This is a genomic window from Nocardia sp. NPDC051990 (assembly GCF_040680755.1).
GTDB lineage: Bacteria > Actinomycetota > Actinomycetes > Mycobacteriales > Mycobacteriaceae > Nocardia.
The window spans coordinates 14,133-33,066 of record NZ_JBFAXH010000021.1; the positions used below are offsets into that span (position 1 = coordinate 14,133).

At 64.9% G+C, this 18,934-nt stretch carries 16 protein-coding genes; 10 read left to right on the forward strand and 6 right to left on the reverse strand.

Annotated features, from left to right (window positions below):
- Positions 1 to 28 precede the first annotated feature (28 nt).
- From AB0L63_RS28075 to AB0L63_RS28085, 3 genes are all read left to right on the forward strand, one after another.
- Positions 29 to 1,138: a DUF4185 domain-containing protein gene (locus tag AB0L63_RS28075; protein ID WP_364506570.1), complete on the forward strand. Its 1,110-nt coding sequence runs from the start codon at positions 29 to 31 to the stop codon at positions 1,136 to 1,138.
- A 125-nt stretch (positions 1,139 to 1,263) separates the two neighbouring features.
- Positions 1,264 to 2,511 (forward strand): erythromycin esterase family protein, encoded by a 1,248-nt coding sequence (locus tag AB0L63_RS28080; RefSeq protein WP_364506573.1) that lies wholly within the window; start codon positions 1,264 to 1,266, stop codon positions 2,509 to 2,511.
- Between the two features lie 99 nt (positions 2,512 to 2,610).
- A complete protein-coding gene (locus tag AB0L63_RS28085; RefSeq protein WP_364506576.1) occupies positions 2,611 to 3,312 on the forward strand; it encodes a class I SAM-dependent methyltransferase in 702 nt (233 codons plus the stop codon).
- Positions 3,313 to 3,534: 222 nt separating this feature from the next.
- On the opposite strand, the gene AB0L63_RS28090 is transcribed toward AB0L63_RS28085, so the two are convergent.
- Positions 3,535 to 4,131 (reverse strand): alpha/beta family hydrolase, encoded by a 597-nt coding sequence (locus tag AB0L63_RS28090; RefSeq protein WP_364506579.1) that lies wholly within the window; start codon positions 4,129 to 4,131, stop codon positions 3,535 to 3,537.
- 364 nt (positions 4,132 to 4,495) lie between these two features.
- Here AB0L63_RS28090 and AB0L63_RS28095 point away from each other — a divergent pair, with 364 nt between their 5' ends.
- A complete protein-coding gene (locus tag AB0L63_RS28095; RefSeq protein ID WP_364506581.1) occupies positions 4,496 to 6,331 on the forward strand; it encodes an acyl-CoA dehydrogenase in 1,836 nt (611 codons plus the stop codon).
- A 49-nt stretch (positions 6,332 to 6,380) separates the two neighbouring features.
- Here AB0L63_RS28095 and AB0L63_RS28100 read toward each other — a convergent pair whose 3' ends face one another.
- Complete coding sequence (locus AB0L63_RS28100; RefSeq protein WP_364506584.1) at positions 6,381 to 7,499, reverse strand: diguanylate cyclase; 1,119 nt, start codon at positions 7,497 to 7,499, stop codon at positions 6,381 to 6,383.
- 277 nt (positions 7,500 to 7,776) lie between these two features.
- Between AB0L63_RS28100 and AB0L63_RS28105 the strand changes: the two genes are divergently transcribed.
- Positions 7,777 to 8,880, forward strand: a complete 1,104-nt coding sequence (locus tag AB0L63_RS28105) for a DUF4185 domain-containing protein (RefSeq protein ID WP_364506587.1) — start codon at positions 7,777 to 7,779, stop codon at positions 8,878 to 8,880.
- A gap of 110 nt (positions 8,881 to 8,990) precedes the next feature.
- Here the strand turns inward: AB0L63_RS28105 and AB0L63_RS28110 are convergent, their stop codons facing one another.
- The 3 genes from AB0L63_RS28110 to AB0L63_RS28120 form a co-directional block, all read right to left on the reverse strand.
- Complete coding sequence (locus AB0L63_RS28110; protein WP_364506590.1) at positions 8,991 to 9,215, reverse strand: hypothetical protein; 225 nt, start codon at positions 9,213 to 9,215, stop codon at positions 8,991 to 8,993.
- Positions 9,216 to 9,685: 470 nt separating this feature from the next.
- Positions 9,686 to 9,865, reverse strand: coding sequence for a hypothetical protein (locus AB0L63_RS28115; RefSeq protein ID WP_364506593.1), 180 nt, complete (start codon positions 9,863 to 9,865; stop codon positions 9,686 to 9,688).
- Positions 9,866 to 9,918: 53 nt separating this feature from the next.
- Positions 9,919 to 11,622, reverse strand: a complete 1,704-nt coding sequence (locus AB0L63_RS28120) for a VanW family protein (RefSeq protein ID WP_364506595.1) — start codon at positions 11,620 to 11,622, stop codon at positions 9,919 to 9,921.
- 1,239 nt (positions 11,623 to 12,861) lie between these two features.
- On the opposite strand from AB0L63_RS28120, the gene gnd reads away from it, so the two are divergent.
- The 5 genes from gnd to AB0L63_RS28145 all read left to right on the forward strand — a co-directional run bounded on the left by gnd (position 12,862) and on the right by AB0L63_RS28145 (position 17,125).
- Positions 12,862 to 13,893, forward strand: a complete 1,032-nt coding sequence (gene gnd, locus AB0L63_RS28125) for a phosphogluconate dehydrogenase (NAD(+)-dependent, decarboxylating) (RefSeq protein WP_364506598.1) — start codon at positions 12,862 to 12,864, stop codon at positions 13,891 to 13,893.
- Between the two features lie 480 nt (positions 13,894 to 14,373).
- Complete coding sequence (gene prcB, locus AB0L63_RS28130) at positions 14,374 to 15,174, forward strand: proteasome subunit beta (RefSeq protein WP_364506601.1); 801 nt, start codon at positions 14,374 to 14,376, stop codon at positions 15,172 to 15,174.
- Positions 15,175 to 15,320: 146 nt separating this feature from the next.
- Positions 15,321 to 16,490: a helix-turn-helix transcriptional regulator gene (locus tag AB0L63_RS28135; protein WP_364506604.1), complete on the forward strand. Its 1,170-nt coding sequence runs from the start codon at positions 15,321 to 15,323 to the stop codon at positions 16,488 to 16,490.
- A gap of 165 nt (positions 16,491 to 16,655) precedes the next feature.
- On the forward strand, positions 16,656 to 16,949 hold the full coding sequence (locus AB0L63_RS28140) for a hypothetical protein (RefSeq protein ID WP_364506607.1): 294 nt from the start codon (positions 16,656 to 16,658) through the stop codon (positions 16,947 to 16,949).
- Entirely contained in the window at positions 16,946 to 17,125 is a 180-nt protein-coding gene (locus AB0L63_RS28145) for a hypothetical protein (RefSeq protein WP_364506610.1), read from the forward strand. Before AB0L63_RS28140 ends, AB0L63_RS28145 begins: the two co-directional genes overlap by 4 nt.
- Positions 17,126 to 17,428: 303 nt before the next feature.
- On the opposite strand, the gene AB0L63_RS28150 is transcribed toward AB0L63_RS28145, so the two are convergent.
- The gene (locus AB0L63_RS28150; RefSeq protein ID WP_364506613.1) at positions 17,429 to 18,745 is read right to left on the reverse strand and encodes an acetyl-CoA C-acetyltransferase; all 1,317 of its coding nucleotides are present in this window, start codon (positions 18,743 to 18,745) and stop codon (positions 17,429 to 17,431) included.
- Positions 18,746 to 18,934: the final 189 nt, after the last annotated feature.

Sequence of the window (18,934 nt, forward strand, 5' to 3'; positions counted from 1 at the left end):
TCGGCCAGAACCGGAGGGCTTAGAGACTTTGCACAAAACTGCGTCAACCTTGCTCTCGGCACTGGCAGGAGCATCGGCTTTGCTCCTCATAGCGACTACGCCAGCCACGGCGAACCCCAATGTGATCAACCCGATCCCGGTATTGAACGGCAGCAATGGATTACCCAACCTGGTCGGCCGGACCAAGGCGATATTCCAGGTGACCGGCTTGGCCAGCCCCAACAACACCCAGACCTATAACGTGCTCGGCACCGATCTGGGCATCATGTGGGATAACGGGGACGGCGAGATGCTGACCGCATTCGGCGATACCGCCGGATTCGGCTTGCCGAACCTACTCGCGGGCAGCACTTGGGCGTGGCGCAGCAATATTCTCATGCGCAGCGGCACCCACGATCCGTCCAACGGCATCTACTTCGACAGCGTCGTGCGCGATATCTTCGGTCAGGCACGCGATCTGATTCCGAGCCCGAAGATTCCGTTCGTGGAGATCAGCCGTATCCCCACCGCGGGCATTTCGGCCGGCGGAGTTCAGTACATGAGCCTGATGTCGGTGCAGAGCTGGGACGATGTCGGCCGGTGGACCACGAATTTCTCTGGACTCGCCGCCTCCGGGGATAACGGTGAGACCTGGGGCGAGCTACCCGAGACCAGACGCCCGAATGAGGGCGGTAACGCCAACTTCCAGATGAACGCGTTCGTCAAGAACGGCGGTTACGTCTACGAGTACGGCACCAAGTCCGGGCGCAATCAGGCGGCGTATGTCGCGCGGGTCCGGGAAGGGGATATCGCGAATCTGGGCGAGTACGAATACTGGGACGGCGAGCATTGGAGCAAGAAGGCCGACGTCGATGCCGCGGCGCCGATCATGCGGGGCGTCGGCGAGTTGTCGGTGATGTACAACGAATATCTCGGCCAGTTCATCTCGCTCACCACCGATCCGTTCAACTCGGTGGTCATGCGGCGGGCCGGCTCGCCAACGGGTCCGTGGAGCGATCCCGAGGTACTGATCGACAGCCGGGAACTGCCGTCCGCGTACGCACCGTCGATCTTCCCCTACCAAACCGGACCTGACCTGTACTTTCTCACCACGGTCCACACCCAGTACAACGTCATTCTGATGCATACCACCCTCTAGCCCGCGCCAACGGCGCATGGCCGCGGCATTGCGCGGGCATGTGCTCATGTTCCACCAACTTGACCTCAACGACACTTCAGGTATGAAGCTGTGCTACGTTGCGTCGTCGAGCTTCAGGAGAGACCATGGGCATCACCTTCGCACCCAGCGAATCAGATTCCGGCACTTCGGATTTGCGCGAGTGGTTACGCGCGCAGGCGCGGCCGATTTTCGATACGCATTCGAAGAGCACCGGATCGGATATCGCGGCATTGACCAAGCAGCTCGAGTCGGCGACCGTGGTCGGCTTAGGGGAATCGACCCGGTTCTCCCGGCAGACCTTCGGACTGCGGGAGCGGATATTTCGAGCACTTGTCGTGGAATACGGCTTCCGCGCGCTCGCGGTACAGGACAGTGCGCGTTCCGGTGAGCGACTCGATGACTATGTTCGGACCGGCGCGGGTGATCCCGAATCGGTGCTCGCGGGCGCGTGGCGGCCGACCCGAACCGCCGAAATGGCGGCGGCACTGCTGTGGATTCGCGAATTCAACATCGAGCACCCCAACGATCCTGTGCGGATTTTCGGCATCGAGCCGCCGCGCGCGGAATCATCGGATTACGAAGTGGTGCTTGATTATGTCCGGCGGCAGGCACCGGATCGGTTGGCTGCCTTGGAATCCCACCTCACCCCGATCCGCACCGCGCATCAAGTGGATGAACATGTCCAGCGCCATCAGGGAATTCACCCCGGCCGCCCGTTCATCGACGACGCACGCGCTGCCCTGGCATTATTCGAAAAGCTCCCGATGACCACCGAATTCGACAATGCACTGATGCATCTGCGGTTGATCGTCGAATTTCACGAGAATAGCGTCGCCGGGCAGGGCGGTTTCGCGCGCGACGAGCAACCCGCCGCGGACCGGGTCATCGAATGGCAGCGTGATACCGGCGCGAAGATCGCGTATTGGGACGGCATCGCCCACACCGCGGCGCTCCCCCTCGGTGTCGGTCCGGCGGAAACCTCCGAATTCCGCGGTACCGGTAGCTATTTGCGCGAACATTTCGGTGCGCAGTACATCTCGGTGGCCATCGGCTTCCATCACGGAAATCTCGGCATGGCCGTGGCGCCGGAGCCACTGTCGGACTTGGTCGACGCGGCACTCGGCGAGGTAGAACGGTCCGCCTTTTATGTCGACCTGCACAGCGACGCGTCGGAATCGATACAGCAGTGGCTGCACAGTCCGGCGAAGCTGCGCACGATCAGCGGCATCTACGATCCGGCCGAGGACGCCACCGCGCACACCACTGTGCGCTCCCTCGTGGACGCCTTCGACGTACTCGTCCATATCCGCGAGACCTCGCCGGTGCACTGGTTGCCGCAATCGAGCGCATAGGCCCTCGCCACCGCGTTGATTCCGGCGCAACGGTAGCGGCGACGGGATCAACGGGTGCGCGGCGGGTGCGCAGCACATGGGTGCAAATAGACTCGCAATATGGACGCGACCGATTGGGACACGCGGTATGCGCAGAGTGAACTGGTCTGGGGTGCACCGCCGAACAGCACCGTAGTGGAACACGTCTACGGGCTGGAGCGGATCGCCCCGCTGCTGCCGGACACTCCCGACGGCGATCCGCCCGCCCTGCCGCGCGCTCTCGATCTCGCCTGCGGCGAAGGACGCAATGCATTGTGGTTGGCCACGCATGGCTGGCAGGTGCGTGCCGTCGACTATTCACAGGTCGGCATCGATAAGGGCCGCACCGTAGCGACCCGGCTGTCCCGTTCGGTCCGCAGCCGGATCAGCTGGCAGTGTGCCGATGTCACCGATCTGGACGCCGCGGGCATCACCGGCCCGTACGAACTCGTACTGATGGTCTTCCTGCACCTGCCCGCCGAACAACGCCGTCGGCTGGTCCGCCGCCTCGCCGATCTCCTCGCCCCCGGGGGCACCCTGCTGGTCCTCGGCCACGACACCATCAATCTCACCGAAGGCTCCGGCGGCCCACAGGACCCCTCGGTCCTGTTCACCCCCGACGACATCGTCGCCGACCTCGGCCCGGACACCGACCGCATCCGAGTCCGCATCGCCGACCGCGTCTACCGCCCCACCGAGGCACGCGACGCCATCGACGCCCTGGTCATCGCCACCAAACCCGCGGCCGTCCCGCCTGCCATCGAACTCGCCTCACCGAGCTGACGGTCATCGCCACGCCGCCCCCGTACGCGCGCCGGACGTGGGCCAACCGCCATCGGATCTCCGAAATGTTCCCGCGCACACATTTGCGCAGCGCGCACGTTTCGACGGAAACCTGATGCGTGGCGCGCAAATGCAGGCGCGGCATATCAAGGGGCCCGCCGCAGGCCGTCCGCATGCACGCGGCCCCAGAACTGTCACCACTTGTGCGGGCACGCTCCCGCGCTACTCGGACCAGCGCTGCAACCAGGGGGTGACCGTGTCGGTGATGATGTCGAATCCCGAGCGGAAGGAGTGGGGCTGACCAGGGATTACGCGCACCTCGGCGGTGTCGGCGGGGTCGGGGATGCCGAACGGGTCGTTCGCGCCGTTGATCACGACGACTTCGATATCGCCGGGGGCGAGCAGTTCCTCGCGACGCGTTTTCTCCGGCTTACCCGGCGGATGCAGCGGGAAGGACAGCGCGAGTACGCCACGCGCATCGGCGGCGATAGCGGTGCGGCAGGCGACCCGGGCGCCATTGCTGCGCCCACCTTGGATCAGAGGGACCTTGCGCACCCGCTTACGCAGAGCTGTGACAATCTCCAGCCACGCCTCGTCCTGTTTGACCGCCGATCCGGGCGCGCGACGTCCGGCGACCCGGTACGGCTGCAGCACCCGCGCCACCGCACCGCCCAGTTCGTAGGCGCAGTCGCGCACGGTGAGCAGGTCTTTCGCGTCCACACCGCCACCGGATCCGTGCGTGAGCAGCAACAGGAACGTCGCCTTGCGCGGCTTGTCGAGCTCGATCTCCGCGGGCCCGGCGCTCGTCTCGATTCGCACATTTCCACGGTAGTCCCCACCTATCCCAAGACGCCCAGCTATCCGAAGACACCCAGCTATCCGCGACGCGTCGATCGCCAGATATGCGTCGGCTAACCCGGCCCCTTCGTCTACTACGCGAGGCGTAGACAAACAGCAACGCCTTCGAGTGTTTTTCGCATCACATTGCACGTCTAGGCCTTTGCGACCTCATTACCTGCCGGTAATATGAGTGATAAGTTACCCGCGAGTAGTATGTGTCGGATTCTTGCTAGCGACCTGCAAGCAGTCGCTACGGACGCCGGCACGGCTACCCGATGGACGGACACGGGCGGGAACGGCAACCAACCGACCGCACCAACTCAACGGAGAGTGAGTAACAGACATGGGCCACTACAAGAGCAACGTCCGCGACCTGGAGTTCAACCTCTTCGAGGTACTCGGCCTCGGCACCATCCTCGACAGCGACGCCTACGGCGATCTCGACACCGAGACCGTCAAGGAGATGCTCAACGAGGTGCGTCGCCTTGCCGAGGGTCCGCTCGCCGATTCGTTCGTAGACGGCGACCGCAACCCGCCGACCTTCGATCCCGGGACCCACACGGTCACTCTTCCCGAATCGTTCAAGAAGTCCTACCGCGCACTCGAGGACGCGGGCTGGGCCAAGGTCGCCGTCCGCGAGGAACTGGGTGGCCTGGGTGCCCCGAGCGCGGTTGCCTGGGCGCTGGGCGAGATGATCCTCGGCGCCAACCCGGCGGCTCAGATGTACGCCGCCGGCGCGGGTTTCACGCAGGTGTTCTACAACAACGGCACCGATGAGCAGAAGAAGTGGGCGCAGATCATCGCCGACCGCAACTGGGGCGCCACCATGGTGCTGACCGAGCCGGATGCCGGTTCCGACGTCGGCGCGGGCCGCACCAAGGCGATCGAGCAGGAAGACGGCTCCTGGCACATCGAGGGCGTCAAGCGCTTCATCACCTCGGGTGACTCCGACGACCTGTTCGAGAACATCATGCACCTGGTGCTGGCCCGCCCCGAGGGTGCCGGTCCGGGCACCAAGGGCCTGTCGCTGTTCTACGTGCCGAAGTGGCACTTCGACTTCGAGACCCAGACCCTGGGCGACCGTAACGGTGTCTTCGTCACCAATGTCGAACACAAGATGGGCATCAAGGTCTCGGCCACCTGCGAGGTCACCTTCGGCGGCCACGGCGTGCCCGCCAAGGGCTGGCTGGTCGGCGAGGTGCATGACGGCATCGCACAGATGTTCGATGTCATCGAGAACGCACGCATGATGGTCGGCACCAAGGCCATCGCGACCCTGTCGACCGGCTACCTGAACGCACTGGACTACGCCAAGCAGCGTGTCCAGGGTGCGGACCTGATCCAGATGACCGACAAGTCCGCCCCGCGCGTCACCATCACCCACCACCCCGATGTACGCCGCAGCCTGGCCATGCAGAAGGCGTACGCCGAGGGTCTGCGCGCCATCTACCTGTACACCGCCGCACACCAGAATGCGGATATCGCCGAGCTGGTCTCCGGCGCCGATGAGGATGTGGCCTTCCGGGTCAACGATCTGCTGCTGCCGATCGTCAAGGGCGTCGGTTCCGAGCGGGCCTACCAGTACCTGACCGAATCGCTGCAGACCTTTGGTGGCTCGGGCTTCCTGCAGGACTACCCGATCGAGCAGTACATCCGCGACGCGAAGATCGACTCGCTCTACGAGGGCACCACTGCCATCCAGGCGCAGGACTTCTTCTTCCGCAAGATCGCCCGTGACCGTGGCGTCGCGCTGGCCCATGTGGCCGGCCAGGTGCAGAAGTTCATCGAGTCCGAGGCAGGCAACGGTCGCCTCAAGGCCGAGCGCAAGCTGTTGGCCACCGCGCTCGAGGATGTGCAGGCCATGGCCGCCACCCTGACCGGGCACCTGATGGGCGCCCAGGCGCAGCCGACCGAGCTGTACAAGGTCGGTCTGGGTTCGGTGCGCTTCCTGCTCGCCGTCGGTGACCTGCTCATCGGCTGGCAACTGCTGCGGCAGGCCGAGGTCGCCATCAAGGCCCTCGACAATGGCGCGGTCGGTGCCGACGAGGCCTTCTACCAGGGCAAGGTCGGCGTCGCACAGTTCTTCGCACGCAATGTGCTGCCGGAGCTGACCGCGACCCGCACCATCCTGTCCAACCTGGACAACGACATCATGGAACTGGACGAAGCGGCGTTCTGATCCAATAGATTTCGCACGCAGCGGCCCCGGACTTCCGGGGCCGCTGTTGTTATGTGGTGCGCCGCACCACCTCTCGGGTGCGCTCGGCCAGCTGGATCACCGGTTGTCCCGGATCTTCAGCCAGCACAACGGTATTGCCGCCCAGCCGTTTCGCCTGATACATCGCGGCATCGGCACACCGCAGCAGCAGCTGGGGGCGTCCGGGGTCGGCGCCGCCGTCACACACCGCGACACCCACACTGGCCGTAACGGGTACGCGGGGCGTCTCCGCAACGGCACGGCGCAATCGCTCGCCCAGGCTCAGCGCGGCGGCGCGATCCAAGTGATCGACCACCGCGAATTCCTCGCCACCCGTGCGGGCGACCACGGCATCGGGATCGACCACGGCGCGCAACCCCTCGGCCGTCGAGACCAGCACCTCGTCACCGATGGGGTGGCCGAAGCTGTCGTTGACCGCCTTGAAACGGTCGAGGTCGAGGGTTATGACGCACAGTTGGCGCTGGTATCGGGAACGGTGCAGGTAGTAGTCGAGTCCGCGGCGATTCAGCAGCATGGTCAAGGGGTCGGAGAGCACATCGATGCGCAATACCCAATAGCAGAATTGCAACGCGGGCAGCACCACGACAATGGCCGCGACCATGATCAACACGATCGCCCCCGCCAAGGCGAGATCATTGCTCTCCGCATCGGCCACCAGCAATACCGCCAGCACACTCACCGTGAGCAGCGACCATCCGGCGTGCGCGGCGAGCGCCTTCGGGCTGTGGAAGAACGTGATGTAGGCGCCGGTGACCACGAGCAGCATCGCGCTCAGTGCGCCGTACATCCGATCGCTGTCCACCAGGCACGATGCCGTGATCGCGAGATCCGCAGAGGTCAACATGGCCAGCGAGGTGATGGCGCTGGGCCATGGGAACAGCCACCAGCGGATCGTCCATACCGCGGCCGTCGCACCGGCTGCCGTGAAGATGGTGCGCCCCACCGTGCCGCTCGGACCGGCCGGCGACATCCAGATCAGGATGCTGATCACGAGCATCAACGCACTGCCCGCACCAATGATCGCCTTGATCAGGCGCAGCCCGGAGTGGGATTCGAGAGTACGCACGAACCAGCGATAGTGCGCCGGATCGCGCCACCAACTACGAAGTATCGCGCGACAGTCACCCATGGAGCCACCCCCTAGCGTTGACGAAATCCTGCTCGATGTACCGAACAGCTTTGCCATTTCGAGCGACCATTGAGCCGTCGTCAACGGTGTCGCATCGAACGACCGATGTGCGCCTCGCCTGCGGGGACAGGCCAGCCCCTGCCGAAGTCCCCGTTCTCCTGGTTTCCCTCAGTGTAGCGATGATCACACGCCACCCTCTACCGCGCAGGAGCCGGACAGAGATCACGAGAACGGGCACAATGACCGGGCAGATCGCGCGCAAGAAGGGATCGTCCGGATGAACCGATCGCTGTCCGCACTCACCAGAGCCGGTGTACTCGGCGCCGCACTCGCGGTCGCGCTGGCCGGACCGGCCGCCGCCGATCCGAATCTCCTGATTCCCATTCCCGGCATCAACCCCATCCCCGGCATCAACGGACAGCCACGCGGCCTGCCGCACTTACCGGGACGGACCCAGGCGGTCTTCCAGATGACCGGCATGGACAGCCCCAATCGCACCCAGAAGGTCAATGTGCTCGGCACCGACCTCGGCGTCATGTGGGACGACGGCAACGGCCGGATGATCACCGCCTTCGGCGACAGCGCGGGCCTCGGCTTCCCCAACCTGCTCGTCGGCAGCGTCTTCGCCTGGAGCAGCCAGGTACTTTTCCACAGCTCGACCAAGGATCCGGCGCAGGGGATCGCCTTCGAGGGCGCCGTGACCAATCCGCTGCCCAGCCCGAAGATTCCGGGGATCGAGATCAGTCTCATTCCGACAGCGGGCATTTCGGTCGGCGGGGTGCAGTACATGAGCCTGATGTCGGTGGCCGACTGGGGTGAACACGGCAAGTGGGAAACCAACTTCTCCACCCTCGCCGCCTCCGGTGACGGGGGTCGGAGCTGGGCCCCGCTGACCACGACCCGACGCGCGAATGTGGATGGGTATCAGAACTTTCAGCAGAACGCCTTCCTGAAGGACGACGGTTACGTCTACCGCTACGGCACGCCCGCTGGGCGCCAGGTTCCCGGATTCGTCTCTCGCGCAAGGGAAGCCGATATCGCCGATATCGATCGCTACGAGTACTGGGACGGCACCGACTGGAAGCCGGACGCCAAGGTCGCCGCACCGATCGTCGACGGTGTCGCCGAGCTGTCGGTGATGTGGAACGACCATCTCGGCAAATTCATTATGCTCACAACGGATTCGACCAATTCGGTGGTCTTGCGCAGTGCGGAGAAGCCGGAGGGGCCATGGAGCGAGCCTCAGGTGCTCGTCGACGGTCCTTCCTTGCCCAGTGCCTACGCGCCGATGATCTTCCCGTATCAGACCGGCAGTGACCTGTACTTCTTGCTTTCGGTGTACAACCAGTACAACGTGCTGCTCATGCGAACACCGCTGTAAGACGCGGGTGCCGAGTGGATTCGGGCCACATTCGTTCGCGACCCGGCGCCGTGGTCCGCAAAAGCGAAGCGCCTCACCTCATTTCGAGGTGAGGCACTTCCAGCATCCGATTACTGCGTCTTGGCGCCTGTCGAGCCGGTGGACAGCGCTTTCACCAGATCGGTGACCGCCGAGCTGGAACCGGTCCCATTCGGGTTCGGCTCGCCGGGGGCGATGGTTCCGATCGGCTCCAGGACGATGCCTTCATCGACAGCCGCCGATGCAATACCCGAACCGACCAGGAGAATGCCCGCGGTCGCCGCGAAGGCGACACCGAGCACGCGCACTTTGCTCATTTAGAACTTCCCTTTGAACCCATGGAGAAATGTCCAGCCGGTAACCGATTATTACCGGCCGAAAGAAGTTTTATCACCGCATGGAGAGGCGACAAGCCCCTGAGATTGTGGGCGGATCGATCCGATTTGCCGAACTGTTGCTGATTCACTCGAATCGAAATCCCCGCAACACGAATCCACGGGAGCGCGTCACCGAAACCGAACCGGCGCGGCAATATAGCTGTCGAGTCGCACCACCGCCCCGCACCCGGTACGACGGGCCCGGCACCGCAGAATTCACTGGGCAGGGCCGGATCCTGTTGTGCAGCATTCCAAATGGAATGAGGTGACACAAGCCGATGCGCATCGGTCGCCTACCGCGATTACCCAGCTATTCGCAGATCGAGCTGAGATCATTTTCACGTGACTTCGGCGTAACATAAACGCCCACTGGACGATTGGTCTCGAACGCAGGTCGGTGGCGCGACTGGTCAGTTCGCGTTTACGATGTGGGTTTCGATCAGTTGGGCGAGGGCGTTGCCGGGGTGGGGTGATTTGGCTCCGTCGAGGATGGAGTCGAGTAGTTCGGCGGCGTCCAGGGTGGGGCGGAACGCCTGCTCGCGGGCGCTGGCGATGACCGCGTGACCGAGTAAAGGCAACCCCTCCGGCAAGGCGACCGGAAACCTTCCGCGCCGACAGTTGGGGCGGTATCTGCGGGCGAGGTCTACTCGCACTTGACGACTGGGATGGGGTCGTATTTGACGGTGCGGGTGGTGCGGGAGATTTCGCGGTCGGATTTTCGGTCGGTGATCACTCGGGTGTCGGAGATGGTGAAGCCGGGGGCACCTTCGGTCGCGATGCAGTCCTTGCCCTTGGGGAGTTTGATGGTGGTCGGCTCGGTGGGTTTGGTCTTTTCGCCGGTGATGGATTCGACGTTGACGGTCTTGGTACCCCACAGGCGGACGGTGACCTCGGAGTCGGTGGTCGAAGTCTCGATGTAGATACCGGTTTGGCCGGTATTGCGGAATTTGAGGTCGATGGCGCCGTCGAAAACGGTGGCCTCGCGTGCCGCGGGATAGCGCGAAATGTAGTAGCTGTGCTCGGTGTGCCCTGCGTCCTCCATGCCCGCGAAATAGGCGGCATTGTAGAGGGTGGTGGCGAATTGGCTGATGCCGCCGCCGACGGCAGTGCTAGGGCGGCCGTGGTCGATGATGCCGGATTCGACGTAGCCTTCGGCGGTGCCGCGGGGGCCGGTGAAGTCGTTGAGTGAGAAGGTTTCTCCCGGCTTGACGATGGCGCCGTTCACCTTTTGGGCGACCACGCGGATGTTCACACCGGACGGGCCGCTGAAGCCGCTGGTGGTGAACTGCCCCATCATCTCGTTGACGCCGAGCGCGTTCGCGGCCTCGGTGGTGAGCTTGGGGTCGACCTTTTCATATACGGCCTGCGCGGTGCGCTCCTGTGGCGCGACCACCAGAGCGGGCAACCGTTCCATGGTCTTCGCCCAATTGATCTTGTCACCGATTATGGCCGGAACCACGGTGGGTTTTGCCCCGGTCAGCGCGAACGTCGCGTCCTTGGCCTCGACCTCCGACGGTGCCAGCTGCGGGCCGAGCACCCCCTGCGCAACATCCTGTTTGAAGCTCGCGGCGAGCCCGCCCTGGCCATCGGGGGCGAACGACAGCACGGACGCGATCTGCTCCGGTTCCAGCCTGCCGGTCGCATTGTTCTTGCCCGCGAAAACAATCGGCGCGTGCACCGCGGGTTCGGCGATCTCGTGCAAGGCCCGTTCGACCGCCTCGGCGCGCACGGCGATCGGCGCCGCGGTCTCCGGAAGATCGAGCAGCGCACCGAGATACCAGTTGTCGATGAGCACGGTGCGGGCGGCGGGAACATCGAGGATGCGCCCCGGCACCGGCGGCACCGCGACCGGTCGCGCGCCATCGAAGGCAATGGTGCCCTCGACCGTCGGGCGGTCGTGCACGCGCAGCGCGGTGAGCTGGGCATCCAGCGCATTGTCGTCGACGGTGCTCGCGACCGACACGGTGTGCGCGGTGAACAGCGAGGTCAGCCGGGTGATCGGATTGAGCGGCCGGGTACCGATGCGCGCCCAGGTGGTATCCCAATCAATCGCCAGGCCAGCGGTTTTGGGTATCAGCCTGGTCTGCACGTCGCCGATCTGTAGCGCAAGCTCCTGATCAGCGCGCGGGTCGAGTGCGGTGCGAAGTTGCGCATCCGCCGCCCCGGTGTCCTTGCCGCCGATATCAATACCGGCGACCACAACACCACGTGGCACATGCCCCGACGAAAACACCAGGTCCGCAACATAAGCCAGCCCGGCCAGCACGACAAACGCACCAACCCCGATGCCGATCCGCTTGACGATAGGCGATTTCAACCCACCCGACTGCACCGGTCTCTCGGGCACCCGCCGCCTCTGCCAACGCGCACCATCACCCGAAGGCCCGTCGCTCTCGGATGGTCGCACTTTGGGTCTTCGAGTGGTACGCAACGGCTCAGTCGGCATGGAATCACCAACCCACTCCGATGCCCGCTGCCCCGCCTCGGGCTGAGGCTGCGCCACCGATTGACGTTCGGCCAGCGAATGATGCTGGGCCACTGTCTGTGCGGCTGCCGACTCATACTCCGCCGCCGAATGATGCGGCACCGACCGATCCTCAGCTGCCGAATGATGTTGCGCAGCTGAATGATGCTGCGCCGCTACCTCATGCGTGCCAGCCGCATGGTGCGCAACCGTGCGCGGCGGTGGAGGCTGATGCCGCGCCACCGACTGCTGCTCCGGCGCTGAATCATGCTGCGCCGCAGCCTGATGCGGCACCGGCCGATACAGGGGCGACTCATGCTGAGGCACATACGCGTCTGCCGAGTGATGCTCGGCCGCCGAATGATGTCGGGCCACTGACTCGTGCTGCGCGGCCGAATGATGTTGGGCCACCGACTCGTGCAGCGCAGCCGAATGATGTCGGGCCACCGACTGGCAATCGGCTGCTGACTCGTACTCCGACGCCGAATGATGCGACGCCGGGCGATGCTGGGACGACTCGGGTTGCGGCTGATGCGGTGTCACCGACTGATGCAGCGACCCGGACTGATGCGAGGCAGCCGCAGGATGTGAGCCCGGTGCCTGCTGCGGGACCGTGCGCGGCGGAGGAGGCTGACGCTGTGTCGCCGCGCGATTCGGATCCTGACTCGGGTCCGTCTGGTACGCGTCCGATGTCTGCTGCGGATTCGATGACCGGGGAACGGGGCGGGGTGGCTGGGGCTGGTGGGGAGCGGATCGAGTTGAGTCGAGGAGCTGTCTCAGTCCGACCTCGCCGCTTTCGTGTCGGCCGCGCCGCCCAGTGCTCGATTCGCTCGTCACGAACCGTCCTCCCCGCTCGATCGAAAGGAGCTCGCACGGTGCGAGTCTCTGCCAACGATAATGGCCGCTACCAATATCGGCAGCCCAGCACGGTCCAAGAGCAAATCCCGTGCAACGGACCGCGCCACATATGGAGGGGCCCCGCGTAGTTGCCGGGTCGGGGGTCTGGCAACTACGCGGAGCCAATCCGTTTATCGGTGCAACGCACCGCGCGTTACAGCCGCGCGAGACAATCGAGCAGAACTCTCACCACCAGGGCCCGACGCGACGAGGGAGATGGATGGAATGCAGCTGGGAATGATCGGCCTGGGTCGGATGGGCGCCAATATCGTGCGCCGGATCGTCAAGGACGGACACACCGCCGTCGGCTACGAACGCAAACCCAAGACCGCCCTCGCACTCACCGAGGAACTGGGCAGCGACAGTTTCCACGGCACCACTGACCTGAAAGACTTCATATCCAGGCTGGAGACGCCGCGAGTGGTCTGGGTAATGATCCCGGCCGCGGTGACCGGCCAGGTCATCGATCAGGTCGCCGACCTGCTAGAACCCGGCGGCATCATCATCGACGGCGGCAACAGCCGCTACCACGACGACATCGCCCGCGCCGCCGCATTGAAACCCAAGGGCATCCACTACGTGGACATCGGCACCTCGGGCGGCGTATTCGGCCTGGCCCGCGGCTTCTGCCTGATGATCGGCGGCGAAGCCGAGCCGGTGGCACATCTGGATCCGCTGCTGAAGTCCATCGCGCCCGGGGTCGAGGCGGCCGAGCGGACCCCGAGCCGCACCGGCGAGCCCTCACCTGCCGAGCAGGGCTATCTGCACTGCGGCCCGGCCGGTGCGGGCCATTTCGTGAAGATGGTGCACAACGGCATCGAATACGGCGCGATGGCCGCCTACGCCGAGGGCCTGAACATTCTGCACAAGGCGAATCTGGGCGCGAATCACGATGCCGTGGCCTCCGCCGAGGAGACTCCGCTGGAACATCCGGAGTGGTACCAGTACGACATCGATGTACCCGAGGTAACCGAGGTATGGCGGCGCGGCTCGGTGGTCGCTTCCTGGTTGCTGGACCTGACCGCGAGCGAGCTCTACGCCGATCCGACCCTCGCGTCCTTCGACGGCCGGGTTTCGGACTCCGGCGAGGGACGCTGGACCCTGGACGCCGCGATCGATACCGGCGTCCCCGCACCGGTGCTCTCGGCCGCGCTGTTCGCGCGCTTCTCCTCGCGTGGGGAGGCGCTGTACGCGGACAAGATGCTCTCGGCCATGCGCAAGGCCTTCGGCGGACATGAGGAGCTGCCCTCGAAATAGAGCTCGAGCTCGCCGTCTCAGACAGAGCAGCCTGGGTGGAGCGGTCCACGAACCGAACCGTGGCCTTCGTCCGTCCGATGGCGGCTCACACCAGGCCTGGTCCGATGGCCGAACGCGGGGCTCCACACGCCGGACCTGGTCCGATCGTCGAACGCGGACTCGGCTCGCACCAGACCTGGTCTGTTGTCCGAGCGCGAACGCGGCACACATCAAGCCGGGTCCGTCAGCCGAACACGGACTCGGCACACACCAAGCCGGGTCCGTCAGCCGAACACGGACTCGGCACACACCAGACCTGGTCGGTCAGCCGAACACGAACGCGGCACACACCAGACCTGGTCGGTCAGCCGAACACGAACGCGGCACACACCAAGCCTGGTCCGTGAGCCGAACGCGGACTCGGCTCTCACCCGGACCGGTCCGATTCCGTTGAGTTCGACGCGCTGACGCCCAGTGTGGGAAGTCGTTACGGTGAGAGATATGGAGTTCGCGACGTCTTCCTTCTCCGAGAGCCTGCGCCGGTATGCCCCAGAACTCTTGCCCAGCAGCCATTTCGGCAATGCCACGGTGAACGGCCACGATATTGCGCCACACGGCACCACGATTGTGGCAGTCGCCTACCGCGGCGGTGTGCTCCTTGCCGGCGATCGGCGCGGCACCATGGGAAATCTGCTGGCCAGCCGGGATATGGAGAAGGTGCTCATCACCGACACCTATTCAGCGGCGGGTTTCGCGGGCACGGTGGGCATGGCCATCGAGATGATCCGACTGTTCGCCGTCGAGCTCGAACACTACGAGAAGATCGAGGGTGTCGGGCTGACATTCGAGGGCAAGGCGAACAAGCTGTCGAAGATGGTGCGCGACAATCTGCCTGCCGCACTGCAGGATATGGCGGTGGTCCCGGTCCTGGTCGGCTACGACCCGAGCGCCACCGATCCGGAGAAGGTCGGACGGATCTTCTCCTACGATGTCGTCGGCGGTCGCAGCGAGGAGCGGTTCGGCTACACCGCGGTTGGCTCCGGTTCGCTGTTCGCGAAGTCCTCACTGAAGAAGACCTATAGCCGCGGTATCGGTGCGGACGAGGCGCTGCGGATCACTGTCGAATCGCTCTTCGACGCCGCTGAGGACGACACCGCCACCGGCGGACCGGATCTCGCCCGTGGCATCTATCCGACCGTGATTGTCATCAATGCCGAAGGCGCCATAGAGGTTTCGGAGGATCGACTCGCCGAGATCACGCGCGACCTCCTCGAGCGCCGCACCGCAGCGGCACGCGACTGAAAGCCAGCAGGACAATACTGGGTCGAGAAACGACCGAATACCACCACTGTCCAATCCAGAGATCACGACTACCCGCTGAGCCAATCGTCCGAGGTCGCCGCACCAATAACAGTGCGCGCCATCCTTTACCGCCCTAGCCTGGGTGTATGGATATCGGGCAGCGGGTCTCCTCAACGAGGAAGCGGCGCGGGCTGACTCAGCGCGAACTCGCCGACGCTTCCGGCGTCTCGGTGAGCCTGATTCGCAAGATCGAGCAGGGCGAGCGCGACTCGGTACGCCTGGAAACGCTCCGAAAGCTCGCGGTCGGCCTACGTGTGCGTACGTCGATCTTGCAGGGCGAGCGACATGACGCCGAATGGGCAGACGCTCAGACCGAAGACCTGTGGGGACCGGTACGCCGAGCTTTGGCCGCTGCGACAGCTAGCGGCCCCAGCGACGAGCCCGTAAGCGTCGACGGCGTACGAGGGGCGATCGACGAGATTAGGCCGATGCTGGGCACCCACCGATACCAGACTATCGCGCAACGACTGCCCGGCATCATGCGCGACGCCGACGCGCTCGACGGCGAGGACGGACGTAATGTCCGCGTTCGCCTACTCGGCATGGTCGGGTTTCTCCTCACCCAGAACCGGCAATTCGATATTGCCGAGCAGACGCTGAGCGCTGCCATAGACCAGGCCACCGACGTATACGACGCCGCTGGTGCGGCGAACACCTTGACATGGGCGATGCTGCGACAGGGACGCATCGCCGAGGCCGAGAAGTTCGCGGTCGATTGGGCCGACCGGATCGAGCCTCGATTCTCGCGAGCCACAACGAAGGAACTCGCACTATGGGGTCGACTGTGGCTGTACGCCGCAAATGCCAGCGTGCGGGACAACGTCGAATCTCGCGCCGATGACGCGCTCGCACTGGCGCGTGCCGCCGCGCACCGGATCGGCCGGGAAGTGCTGTCGGACAATCATTCCGTGCGCGCCTTCGGACCGATATCCGTCGCGCACAACACGGCCGAAACCTACGCGATCACCGGTCGGCCGGATAAGACGCTCGCGATCGCCGAGGCTACCCCGGCACCGACGTTGCAGCCGACCGGCGCGGGTCGCCTGCGGCATCGTCTCGACGTAGCCTCCGCGCATGCCCAACTCGGCCAGTACGCGGCCTCGGTCTCCGTGCTCAGCGAGTTGCAGACCACTGCGCCGGAATGGCTTGCGCAGCAACGTTATGCACGCGACATCCTCGGCGAAATCGTCAAGGACCGGCGCTCCCTCACGACCGACATGCGAGAACTCGCCGACGCGATCCGCCTCGAATACTGACCCCTGTCCTGGGTCCTTGTGGCACTCTCACCGCGCGAAACCAAAAGTGCCACAGACATCTACCCCCGCACCTTGGAGGCTGCTCTCGGCCCCGCCACCGGGTCGACGCGAGTCCTCGGCGGTGGGTGCCTACCAACCAACACAGGACACAGGGGTGGCACGAGAGTGGAAGCGCTCGGATGGGTCGACCCGTCGTCGCCGATATTGGAATGGGATCTGGCCCAGGTGCGCCGCTTGGCGCGCCGGTTGGGGTACACGCTGTGTTGGGCCGACCCCGGTTCGGCGCTCGGCCTGGTCGAACAGGTCGAGGCCGCCGGGGTCGAGGTGGTGATGTTGTCGTCCTCGGCGCACGTGGACATCGTGACGCTGGACCGGTTGATGTCGTTGGCCGACGTCGAATGCGCCGCGCCACGAGCATCGTTCGCCCGCTGGTCAGCACTCGGCGGGGTGCACCGATGATCGTGCTCGGGTGGGTCGCCGTGGTCGGCATACCGCTGATCGTGTTCATCGCGGCGGTCCTGTGGCCCGAGCGGATACCGAAAGACCGGACGGTTGAGGCCATCCGCAAGCGCGTCGAGGTCGACGACCAGCGAAACCGCCATGGCGACAACGGTCGCCGTTGGCGCCGCTACTGACTACGAAATGCCAACGGCAACAATGGATTGCGGAACCATTCAGACATAGGGGCGGCGAACCGTTCTGAGGTTTCCGTCCCCCTTCACGAACAGTTCTCCGGGGAGTCTTCCGCTCCCATATCGACCGACCGCATGAACGGGGTCCGGCCCGATATCCTACCCAGGCAGGTAGCTTCGATATCGGGCCGGAACTCGGGGTAACTCACTGGGTACAGGCCATCCAGCCACCGCTTCCAGTCGGACGCCAAATGCCAACATCGAGACACTCGAGTCCGGCGCCCGAATATTCGGGGAGGCGGGGGCTCAGCGCTCCAGGATCGCGACGACGCCCTGGCCGCCAGCGGCACAGATGGAGATCAGCGCGCGGCCGGATCCCCGCTCCGCCAACATCTTCGCCGTGGAGGCGACGATGCGGCCGCCGGTCGCGGCGAACGGGTGGCCCGCGGCGAGCGAGGAACCGTTGACATTGAGCTTGCTGCGATCGATCGAACCGAGCGCACCGTCCAAGCCGAGGCGCTCCTTGCAGTACTGGTCGGACTCCCACGCCTGCAGGGTGGCGAGCACGACCGAGGCGAAGGCCTCGTGGATCTCGTAGTAGTCGAAGTCCTGCAGGGTCAGGCCGTTTCGGGCCAGCATGCGCGGCACCGCATAGGTCGGCGCCATCAGCAGCCCATCGGGGCCGTGGATGTAATCGACCGCGGCGACCTCGGAGTCGACCAGATGCGCGAGCACCGGCAGATTGCGCTCGGCGGCCCATTCGTCGCTGGACACCAGTACCGCGGAAGCGCCATCGGTGAGCGGAGTGGAGTTACCGGCGGTCATGGTGGCATCGCCCGCCTTGACCCCGAAGACCGGCTTCAGGGTGGCCAGCTTCTCGATGGTCGAGCCGGGACGCAGGTTGTCGTCGCGGGTCAGGCCGAGGAACGGGGTGATCAGGTCGTCGAAGAAGCCGCGATCGTAGGCGGCGGCCATATTCTTGTGCGACAGGTAGGCCAGTTCGTCCTGGGCCTCGCGCGAAATGCCGAATTCCTTGGCGGTAATGGCGGCGTGCTCACCCATCGACAGGCCGGTGCGCGGTTCGGCATTGCGCGGGATTTCGATACCGACCATGCCGGGGCGCAGCTGGCCGACCAGCTTGAGACGGTCCTTGGTGGTCTTGGCGCGGTTCGCGTCGAGCATCCACTCGCGCATCCCTTCGCTGACCCCGATCGGAGCATCGCTGGTGGTATCGGTGCCGCCGCCGATACCGACCTCGATGCGTCCGGCTGCGATCGCGTCACCTACGGTGACGATCGCCTGCAGGCCGGTGCCGCAAGCCAATTGGAGATCGTGCGCCGGGGTGTAGGGGGACAGCTTGCTGCCGAGCACGCTCTCGCGGATCAGACCGTGCTCGCCGACGCGCTTGAGCACCGCGCCGCCGACGACCATGCCGAGGCGCTCGCTCTGCAAGCCGAATCGGCTGACCAGACCGTCCAGCGCGGCGGTGAACATGTCCTGGTTGGAGGCGTGGGCATAGGCCTTATCGGAGCGGGCGAACGGAATCCGGTTGCCGCCCACGATGGCGACCGGGCGTGGGGCCTGCTTTGTCGTGCTCTTCGCTGAACGGGCTTTGGTTGTCACTCGAGTCTCCAAGGTCTCGTCGGGTGCCCGGTGGGCCGTTCGGCGTGGACGTGTCCGCGCAGATCGACACCCCGTCGCGGTTGGTTTACTTTAAACTTACTCTGGAGTAAGTTTGTTGTCGATACCGTACCCCGCGAGTCTGCGTAAATTCGCGCCAGGGCAGGTAAGCGAGTGAACAGCTGGACACAG

Coding starts and splice junctions, on each gene's coding strand:
- AB0L63_RS28080 (WP_364506573.1), top strand. CDS start 1,264: ATGGGCATCACCTTCGCACCCAGCGAATCAGATTCCGGCACTTCGGAT.
- AB0L63_RS28085 (WP_364506576.1), top strand. CDS start 2,611: ATGGACGCGACCGATTGGGACACGCGGTATGCGCAGAGTGAACTGGTC.
- AB0L63_RS28095 (WP_364506581.1), top strand. CDS start 4,496: ATGGGCCACTACAAGAGCAACGTCCGCGACCTGGAGTTCAACCTCTTC.
- AB0L63_RS28100 (WP_364506584.1), bottom strand. CDS start 7,499: ATGGGTGACTGTCGCGCGATACTTCGTAGTTGGTGGCGCGATCCGGCG.
- AB0L63_RS28105 (WP_364506587.1), top strand. CDS start 7,777: ATGAACCGATCGCTGTCCGCACTCACCAGAGCCGGTGTACTCGGCGCC.
- AB0L63_RS28110 (WP_364506590.1), bottom strand. CDS start 9,215: ATGAGCAAAGTGCGCGTGCTCGGTGTCGCCTTCGCGGCGACCGCGGGC.
- gnd (WP_364506598.1), top strand. CDS start 12,862: ATGCAGCTGGGAATGATCGGCCTGGGTCGGATGGGCGCCAATATCGTG.
- prcB (WP_364506601.1), top strand. CDS start 14,374: ATGGAGTTCGCGACGTCTTCCTTCTCCGAGAGCCTGCGCCGGTATGCC.
- AB0L63_RS28135 (WP_364506604.1), top strand. CDS start 15,321: ATGGATATCGGGCAGCGGGTCTCCTCAACGAGGAAGCGGCGCGGGCTG.
- AB0L63_RS28145 (WP_364506610.1), top strand. CDS start 16,946: ATGATCGTGCTCGGGTGGGTCGCCGTGGTCGGCATACCGCTGATCGTG.